7 protein-coding genes are annotated in these 7,528 nt (G+C 48.4%); all 7 read left to right on the forward strand.

Going from position 1 to position 7,528, the window contains the following annotated elements; genetic code table 11:
• Positions 1-335 precede the first annotated feature (335 nt).
• The gene (locus HQM11_20905) at positions 336-1,142 is read left to right on the forward strand and encodes a cytochrome C (GenBank protein MBF0353498.1); all 807 of its coding nucleotides are present in this window, start codon (positions 336-338) and stop codon (positions 1,140-1,142) included.
• A 4-nt stretch (positions 1,143-1,146) separates the two neighbouring features.
• Positions 1,147-2,445, forward strand: a complete 1,299-nt coding sequence (gene nosD / locus HQM11_20910; GenBank protein ID MBF0353499.1) for a nitrous oxide reductase family maturation protein NosD — start codon at positions 1,147-1,149, stop codon at positions 2,443-2,445.
• A gap of 6 nt (positions 2,446-2,451) precedes the next feature.
• Positions 2,452-3,309, forward strand: coding sequence for an ABC transporter ATP-binding protein (locus tag HQM11_20915; GenBank protein ID MBF0353500.1), 858 nt, complete (start codon positions 2,452-2,454; stop codon positions 3,307-3,309).
• 14 nt (positions 3,310-3,323) lie between these two features.
• Positions 3,324-4,133 (forward strand): ABC transporter permease subunit, encoded by an 810-nt coding sequence (locus HQM11_20920; GenBank protein MBF0353501.1) that lies wholly within the window; start codon positions 3,324-3,326, stop codon positions 4,131-4,133.
• 379 nt (positions 4,134-4,512) lie between these two features.
• Positions 4,513-4,995: a protein NosL gene (locus HQM11_20925; protein MBF0353502.1), complete on the forward strand. Its 483-nt coding sequence runs from the start codon at positions 4,513-4,515 to the stop codon at positions 4,993-4,995.
• A gap of 142 nt (positions 4,996-5,137) precedes the next feature.
• A complete protein-coding gene (locus HQM11_20930; GenBank protein MBF0353503.1) occupies positions 5,138-6,034 on the forward strand; it encodes a 4Fe-4S dicluster domain-containing protein in 897 nt (298 codons plus the stop codon).
• Entirely contained in the window at positions 6,031-7,023 is a 993-nt protein-coding gene (locus tag HQM11_20935; protein ID MBF0353504.1) for a NapH/MauN family ferredoxin-type protein, read from the forward strand. Before HQM11_20930 ends, HQM11_20935 begins: the two co-directional genes overlap by 4 nt.
• Positions 7,024-7,528 lie beyond the last annotated feature (505 nt).

The following is a 7,528-nucleotide window of genomic DNA, read 5'->3' on the forward strand; positions in this document are numbered from 1 at the left end:
GCAGAACTAAACCACTCAATAATGGTCCATCTATACCTTGGATAGTGAGCCTTCTGACTCGCACAGTGGAACTCTGTCCTCATTGCCTATATTTTCACAGTAAGAAATTACCTGCGAGAAAATCCCCTTTTTCAAAGGGGGCATGGGGGATTTAAATCTCAGAATAACATCCCCCTAACCCCCTTAAACCAAGGGGGAATTGCTGCAAGTGCCTTCACAGTGCTTAACTTAACAGCCTTGCACAAGAGGTAGGGAACCAGAAAAAATGTTTAAATATTTTTGGTCGGGTACTTATCCTGTACATTGTTTATTGAATCAATCCTGAAGGAGGGCACATGGATGCTTCCAAACGTTTGAATATCAGCCGGATTCTGGTGCTGATCGGGCTGGGTCTGCTAGTATTTTCTTATGTCGCGGGCCCCCTCTGGCAATACCATGATCCCATCACGGGAGAGGTGGAAGTTGACGAGGAAAATCTGTCGTTTCAGCCATTTTCCTTTCTGATTCCGGAGGATATTGAGTTCCGTGATACACCACCGGAACTGTCATCCCATCTGGGACCCGTGATGTATGAGTATTTTCCTGAAGGGGCATGGGCCTATCTGATCGGTTACAAAACCATGCCGGTCTGGAAAGTTTCACTGGAAGCCCCTCAATACCCCAAAAGTGCCTATCCTGATGGGATTCCTGTGTTCTTCACCTTGACTGATTTCCAGGGAAAAGTGGTTGAGATGAATGTCATCAACCATTATATCGGCATGGACCCGATGGATATCGGGGCCTATACAGTCAGACAACTGGTGCCGTTTGTGTATCTCATATTCATACTCATGTTGCTTGCGTTTCTGTTTTATAACGGACCGGGCTGGTGGGCACTAGGGCTGATTCCCGCCCTGCTTCCATGGTACTATCTCGGATTTTTCAGTTACTGGCTATACTGGTTCGGGCACAATCTCCATGCTTACGGAGCCTTTGAAGTCAAACCGTTCATGCCTACAGTGCTGGGGGATGGGAAAGTGGCACAATTTGTAACGCATTCCTATCCCGCAACCGGGTTCTATGTCCTGCTGGGGGTGTTCCTCTCCATGATTTTGGCTGTTTTGATCAAACGAAGAGCCTTGCGTGAAATGGCCAGGGCATAACACGATGTCGAAAAAACATGGATGGCTTACATTGGCACTATGGTTTTTCATGAGCAGTGCGGCATTGAGTTTTCCCTCTCTTCAACACATGATCGATGACACCCCGGAGGGCGGCATTCTGGAATTGAAACCCGGAACCTATCAGGGGCGTGTTATCATTTCACGTCCCCTCACGATTGAAGGTCATGGCAAGGCCACCATTGATGGCGGTGGCGAAGGATCAGTGATCACAGTCCAAGCCGATCATGTCACGTTGAGTCAACTGAACATCACCAACTCCGGCCACAGCCATGATCTGGTTGATTCCGCCATTGTTCTGCTGTCTGCCCATAATCGAATCCTGAACAATCACATTCATGATACACTGTTCGGAATCGACATGAAAGAAGCCCATGACAATGAAATCATCGGCAACGAAATTTCCTCAAAACCCCTGCCCCTGGGTGAACGGGGCGATGCGATCCGGGCCTGGGCCAGCAACCGGAATATTTTTCGTGAAAACCGGATCCATGATTCCCGTGACATGATCATCTGGTATTCCAATGATAATCTGGTGGAAGACAATCAGGGGTGGAACAATCGCTATTCCCTGCATTTCATGTATGCCGGCGCCAGCAATGTCCGCCGCAACCATTACCGCAACAGCGCTGTCGGCATTTTTTTGATGTACAGCAGGGACGCCACACTGGAATTCAATGAAATTCTTTATTCCCAGGGTGCCACCGGCATGGGGATCGGAATGAAAGAAGTGGACAACATCATTCTGCGCCAGAACCGTATTGTTTACTGCGCGACCGGAATTTACATTGATCAGTCCCCGTTTGATCCCTACAAATTCAATCTGTTTCTGGGAAACCATATCGGCTATAACGTTCAGGGAATCGTTTTCCACAGCACACTGTCACGCAATATTTTCAAGGGCAACGCCATGATTGACAACCTGGAAGCGGTGGCCGCGCATAACAACGGAACGGCTAAAGACAACCTCTGGGACGGGAATTACTGGAGTGACTATGAAGGCTTTGATCGAAACAGGGATGGCTATGGTGATTCCGGCTATGTGAATCATGCCTATCTGGAACAACTCTGGATGGATGATCCATGGGTCCGGTTTTATTTTGCGTCACCGGTGATCAGCATGATCAATTTTCTTTCCAAACTCGCGCCTTTTTCAGAACCCCGGCTGATGCTACAGGATACCCACCCTGTATTCATGCGTGATGCGGAACTAAGATTGTCTCCGGAAAACTTACAATTCAGAATTCCTGATGAAGATGAAATGGATGAAATATATGACAATTGAGGCCCTGTGATTGAAATTTCCGGTCTGACCAAAACATTCCAGAAACACAAGGTACTGGATGACGTGAAGCTCTCCATTCGCGCTTGTGAACGCATCGCGCTGATTGGTCAGAATGGCGCGGGCAAAACCACGCTTATCCGTTGTCTGATGGGGCAATATCGTTACGAAGGAAAAGTGGAGGCCTGGAATCAGGAACCTCAAAAAAACAGGGAAGCCCTACTTCAGAAGATCGGCTTTGTTCCTCAGCATCCGCCACCACTTCCCATGAACGTGGGCGAGCTTGTCCAATTTTCCGCGTCAATCTGCACGCAAACCACTCTGGAGCGGATTTATCAGGTAGCCGATGAGTTGGGTCTGGATCTGCGTCAGCATTTGGGAAAACCGTTTATGAAACTGTCTGGCGGCATGAAACAAAAACTGCTCATTGCCCTGGCTCTGGCCAAAAATCCCGAATTGCTGATCATGGATGAGCCGGCCGCCAATCTGGACCCTCAAGGACGAAAAGCGTTTTTTTTAAGACTGGCGCAAATCCCCCGGGAAACAACCATGATGCTCAGCAGTCATCGGGTGGACGAACTTCTGAGCCTGGTCAATCGTGTGATTGAAATGGATTGCGGACGAATTGTGCTGGATGAACCCCTTGGTGGAAAAAACTCATCAGTTCATTTATTGAAATGCCGAATGGTCATGACCGACCGAAATGATTTTATCCAGAAAATCATCAACGAATGGAAATTTGAGGAAACACAACCTCTGGTATTTGAAGGAAATATTGTGGCTGTGGATCGTATGCGTTTCTTGAATGCTGTTTCTCAATTTGCCGGCCATATCCATCAATTGACGATGGCTCAGGAGGAACTTTGAAAAAACTTTGGGCCATGACACTGCTTGAAATGCGCGAATCCATCCGGGCACGCTGGTTCGTGGTCTATGTGCTCATCTTTGGCGGCGCGATTATTCTACTGTTCACCCTGGGCATCACGGAGTCCAGAGTTCTGGGGTTTACAGGCCTGAGCCGGTTGATGGTGACTTACATTCAGCTTTGTGTCGCTGTTTTGCCAGTGTTTATCCTGATCACAACAGTACGATCCGTGGTGGGTGACAGGGAATCAAATGTGCTGGAGTATCTGTTGTCCTTTCCTATCTCACTGGGCGCGTATTACTGGGGAAAAGTTCTCGCTCGTTTTCTGGTGGTATTTCTGCCTGTGGTTGTGGCGTTATGTGGCTCAGCACTTTGGGGATTGTTCAAAAATCTGGAAGTGGTTTGGAATACAGTGGGGTATTATTCTTTGCTGATGGGATCGTTGACCTGGTGTTTTCTGGGTATCGGGATGTTGCTTTCCACTCTGACCCGTAAACAGGAATGGGGACTGGGAATGGCGTTTCTGGTATGGCTGTTTCTGCTGGTATTCATTGACATCATCATGATTGGCGTCATGCTTCAGCATCAGGTACAGGAACAGGTGGTCATCGGAATTTCACTGCTGAATCCGCTCCAAACTTTCCGAACCGCGACACTGCTTTTGTTTGATCCTGAATTGTCGGTGCTTGGACCTTCGGCGTTTGTGATTCTGGATCATTTGGGGCGGCAGGGCTTTTTATGGTTTGCGCTCATTTATCCTGCCGGTTTGGGTGGGCTTTGCTCATGGAGTGGTTATGAAATTTTTCGACGTGGCGATTTGGTCTAAGTGCTTTTACAATCCCGGTAAGTACCCGATCAAAAGTTTTTTAACATTAATCTGGTTCCTGACGGCTCGTCGGGAACCGCTCCATAAGGCACCTCTGGTGCCCTTCCACGGCTCGTTGGCAAGCCACCGGAGGTGCACGTCTGTTAAGTTAAGAAATTACCTCCAAGAAAATCCCCCTTTTCAAAGGGGGAATGGGGGATTTAAAGCTCAGAATAACATCCCCCTAACCCCCTTAAACCAAGGGGGAATTGCGGCCAGTACCATCACAGGGCTTAACTTAACAGACGTTCACCGGAGGTGGGCTAAGGAAGGTTCCCCATCAGAGGTAGGGAACCAGAAAAAATGTTTAAAGATTTTTGGTCGGGTACTTATCCTGCTGATGCTTGTCTCCGTGCTGGTGCTGGCAGGTTGTCAGAAAAAAAATCCTGAGCAACTTCCGGATGATATTGTCTGGGATCGTGATGTTTGCGATCATTGCCGCATGGCCATCAGTGATCCGCGTTATGCGACACAGGTCGTCGAACCCGGTGGAAAGGCGCATTTGTTTGATGATGCGGGATGCGCCCTGTCATGGATCAAAAATCAACCATGGAAAGACAACGCCAAAATCTGGGTGGCAGATATCAATACCTTTCAGTGGCTCGATGCCTACAAGGCGCACTGGCGTTCCGGCGACAGTCACACCCCCATGGGATATGGTTTCTCAGCCAGTCGAGACCCCTTTGAAAACGCGTTGACCTTTGATGAGGTGAGACAAAGAGTATGGAATCATCAGGCCTTGAAAGACCAGCACCAGGGAATGGGACACAACATGCCCAAACCAGGATTGTTTCATGAAACACATTCTTCACCCCAAGAATAAACAATGTATAACCCTGAAACATTTTAACAAACGTCTGTAGAGACGTGAGAATCGCGCGTCTCTACGCATGCCCTGCAGGAGTGATTTTTTGAGTTTTTTATCAATGTTCCTTAGCACTTTTTTTCATTGAGGATTTGCTGATATGTCACAGGATTCTCTCCCGAGTCCCCCTAAAAAAGCGGGAACTCTGACACGAAGAAATTTTTTCAAGGCTTCCACGCTGGTATGTGTGGGCGGTGCCGCCGCTTACGGGTTGGCCAGTGTTCCCCTGTTAAAAAGTAAGGAATTGCACCTCAGACCGCCCGGCGCACTGGAGGAGGATGTGTTTCTGGCTTCCTGCATCAAATGCGGACAATGCCTTCAGGTATGCCCGCCGCAGGTCATCAGTCTGGCCGGAATCCGTCAGGGATTTGGTATCGGTACACCGTTTATTGTTCCCCGGGAAGGAGCCTGCATCCTTTGCAAGGGACTTCCCTGTGTGCTGGCATGTCCGACCGGCGCGCTGGATCATCATATTTCCGAGGGGAAAGAAGCGGAAATGGGGCTTGCGGTCCTCCGTCATCCTGACACTTGCTTGTCTGTCAACAGGCAGAATGATCTGCTGTTTCTACTTGAATCCTTGCCAGAGACAGCCCCTGATGAAACAATTCATGACCTGCTCACCGCTCTGATTCCAAGGTTGAACGATGAGGAACTCGAAACCTTCAAACAACGCCTGGAACTCGAAACTGTTTCCCTCAAGGTCATCCCGGTGATCATCCATAAATTGAATGAGGATCATTGGAACTGGCTCAAAACGTTTGTGAAAAATTCAAGTCAGTCAGAAACACCATGCCGTGTGTGTTTTGAGGAATGCCCCATCAAGTCAGAACAGACCATCACCTTTGAAGAACATACGGACGTTTCCGGCAAAACAGACGTTCGTCCTGTGGTTCAACGAACCTGTGTCGGTTGCGGGGTTTGTGAAATGAAATGCCCCACCCCGGTTCCCTCCATCACCATTACCCCCAGACTCAAGTGGAAGGAGATTTCCGCATGAATTCTACTGAAAAAAACGCCTTGATCCCGCAATCATCCGGGAAGGCCGCTACAGAAAAAATTTTACCGATTCAGGCGACCCTGGACGCGGTACAACATTCTACACAAACAGAGGCTGGCATAAAAAAAACAAAAAAACGAAAAGGTCCGGGGCTACGGGATGTTTCAATCCATGAAAACAAATCACCCCGAAAATGGCTTATCATCCGCTGGTCTTTTCTGTTGGGCATGAATTTCCTGTTTTTTGCGTCCTTCTATTATGACATCCAGATTCTGGAAGGAACTCTCAGCGGATCCCGACTGCTTGGATTTCATCTGGCTGATCCGTTTGCTGCCTTGCAGGTCATGCTGGCCAGCAAGGTGATCCACATCAATCTGATCATCGGCATGACCACTGTGGTTATCATTTACTTGATGCTGGGAGGCCGGTTTTTCTGTTCCTGGGTCTGTCCCTATCACTTTCTGGCAGAACTGGGAGAAATGCTGCACAATTTTCTGATCAGGAAACGCCTTATTTCCCGGAACCATGTGTTTGATACCAAAATCAAATATTATTTCTATCTCATGTTTCTCGGACTGGCATTTTTTACAGGATTTACTGTCTTTGAAGTGTTGAATCCGGTGGCGATCCTGAGCCGGTTTATTGTGTATGGTCCGGGATTGATACTGTTGTGGGTGCTGGCATTGCTCCTGTTTGAAGTGTTTTACAGCCGCAGAGCGTGGTGCCGGTATTTTTGTCCGGTCGGCGTGTCCTACAATATTCTGGGCCGCTTCGCACCGTTCAAGGTACGCTGGAATGTCAATAAATGTTCCAATTGTAAAAACTGCCAGCGAGTCTGCATGGTGCCCTGGGTATTGAAGGAAACCGTCAATCAGGGAAAATCGGAATATGTGGTTTCCGGAGATTGTACCCGTTGCGGATTGTGTATTGACGCTTGTGAAGATGGCGCACTGCAATACAACGTCCGCTATCTGGATAAACTGATTTAGGAACGGCAAACGAATAACAGGGAAAACTTTCTGGTTACGAACGTCCCGTTCGTGACCGTTCCATGACCCACTTCCGGTGGGTGCGAAGCTCTGCTTCGCCTGAGGGATAACGTGCCCCACGGGACGTACAAGGCTGTTAAGTTAAGAAATTACCTGCGAGAAAATCCCCCTTTTCAAAGGGGGCATGGGGGATTTAACGCTCAGAATAACATCCCCCTAACCCCCTTAAACCAAGGGGGAATTGGTGCCAGTGACTCCCGGGTGCGAAAACGGTAGCATCGGGTTACGTCCCGATGCCTTTCCGGAGAACGTCGGGACGTAACCCGACGCTACCAGCGTTTGTATCCGTGTAAGGGGTGATCACACTTCAAAGTTTCCTAAGTTAACCGATCATGAAAAAATAATTTCACCCCGGGTGATGAAAATGATATAATCGTTCTTGAGGCTGAAAGCACTCGTTCTACTCTTTAGCGATTCAATCCTGAAAGTTAAGCTGAGTGTAGCT

It is taken from the genome of SAR324 cluster bacterium (assembly GCA_015232315.1).
GTDB lineage: Bacteria > SAR324 > SAR324 > SAR324 > NAC60-12 > JADFZZ01.

Excerpts from the sequence above, each read along its gene's own strand:
- HQM11_20905 (MBF0353498.1), top strand. The coding sequence starts at position 336 with ATGGATGCTTCCAAACGTTTGAATATCAGCCGGATTCTGGTGCTGATC.
- HQM11_20925 (MBF0353502.1), top strand. The coding sequence starts at position 4,513 with ATGCTTGTCTCCGTGCTGGTGCTGGCAGGTTGTCAGAAAAAAAATCCT.
- HQM11_20935 (MBF0353504.1), top strand. The coding sequence starts at position 6,031 with ATGAATTCTACTGAAAAAAACGCCTTGATCCCGCAATCATCCGGGAAG.
- HQM11_20930 (MBF0353503.1), top strand. The coding sequence starts at position 5,138 with ATGTCACAGGATTCTCTCCCGAGTCCCCCTAAAAAAGCGGGAACTCTG.
- nosD (MBF0353499.1), top strand. The coding sequence starts at position 1,147 with ATGTCGAAAAAACATGGATGGCTTACATTGGCACTATGGTTTTTCATG.
- HQM11_20920 (MBF0353501.1), top strand. The coding sequence starts at position 3,324 with ATGACACTGCTTGAAATGCGCGAATCCATCCGGGCACGCTGGTTCGTG.